The organism is Nonomuraea sp. NPDC048916 (assembly GCF_040649575.1).
In the GTDB taxonomy this organism is placed as follows: domain Bacteria; phylum Actinomycetota; class Actinomycetes; order Streptosporangiales; family Streptosporangiaceae; genus Nonomuraea.
The window spans coordinates 1-949 of sequence record NZ_JBEZFS010000133.1 but is presented as its reverse complement, the minus strand read 5'-3'; the positions used below and the strand labels follow the sequence as shown (position 1 = coordinate 949).

The 949-nt window shown below is 67.5% G+C and carries 1 pseudogene; it reads left to right on the top strand.

The features are described 5' to 3' along the window. Positions 1-949, top strand: a pseudogene (locus AB0C16_RS40090) (DNA-directed RNA polymerase subunit beta); the annotation flags it as partial.

Sequence of the window (949 nt, the reverse complement as noted above, 5' to 3'; positions counted from 1 at the left end):
CGACGGCAAGGTGACCGACCAGATCGACTACCTCACCGCCGACGAGGAAGACCGCTTCGTCAAGGCGCAGGCCAACACGACGCTCAACCCCGACGGCTCGTTCGCCGAGACCCGCGTCCTGGTCCGCACCAAGGGCGGCGAGACCGAACTCATGCGGGCCGAGGAGGTCGACTACATCGACGTGTCGCCGCGCCAGATGGTGTCGGTGGCCACCGCGATGATCCCGTTCCTGGAGCACGACGACGCCAACCGGGCGCTCATGGGCGCGAACATGATGCGCCAGTCGGTGCCGTTGCTCAGGAGCGAGGCGCCGCTGGTCGGCACCGGCATGGAATACCGTGCCGCGACCGACGCGGGTGACATGGTCAGCGCCGAGAAGGCGGGCGTGGTCGAGGAGGTCTCGGCCGACTACATGACGGTCATGAACGACGACGGCACGCGGACGACGTACCGGGTGGCGAAGTTCAGGCGTTCCAACCAGGGCACCTCGTTCAACCAGAAGCCGATCGTGGCCGAGGGCGACCGGGTGGAGGCTGGGCAGGTGATCGCCGACGGTCCGTGCACCGACAAGGGTGAGATGGCCCTCGGTAAGAACCTGCTCGTGGCGTTCATGCCGTGGGAGGGTCACAACTACGAGGACGCGATCATCCTGTCCCAGCGGCTGGTCCAGGACGACGTCCTCTCCTCGATCCACATCGAGGAGCACGAGGTCGACGCCCGTGACACCAAGCTGGGTCCCGAGGAGATCACCCGCGACATCCCGAACGTCTCCGAGGAGGTGCTGGCCGACCTCGACGAGCGTGGCATCATCCGCATCGGCGCCGAGGTCGTCCCCGGCGACATCCTGGTCGGCAAGGTCACGCCCAAGGGCGAGACCGAGCTGACGCCCGAGGAGCGGCTGCTGCGCGCGATCTTCGGCGAGAAGGCCCGTGAGGTCCGCGACACCTCG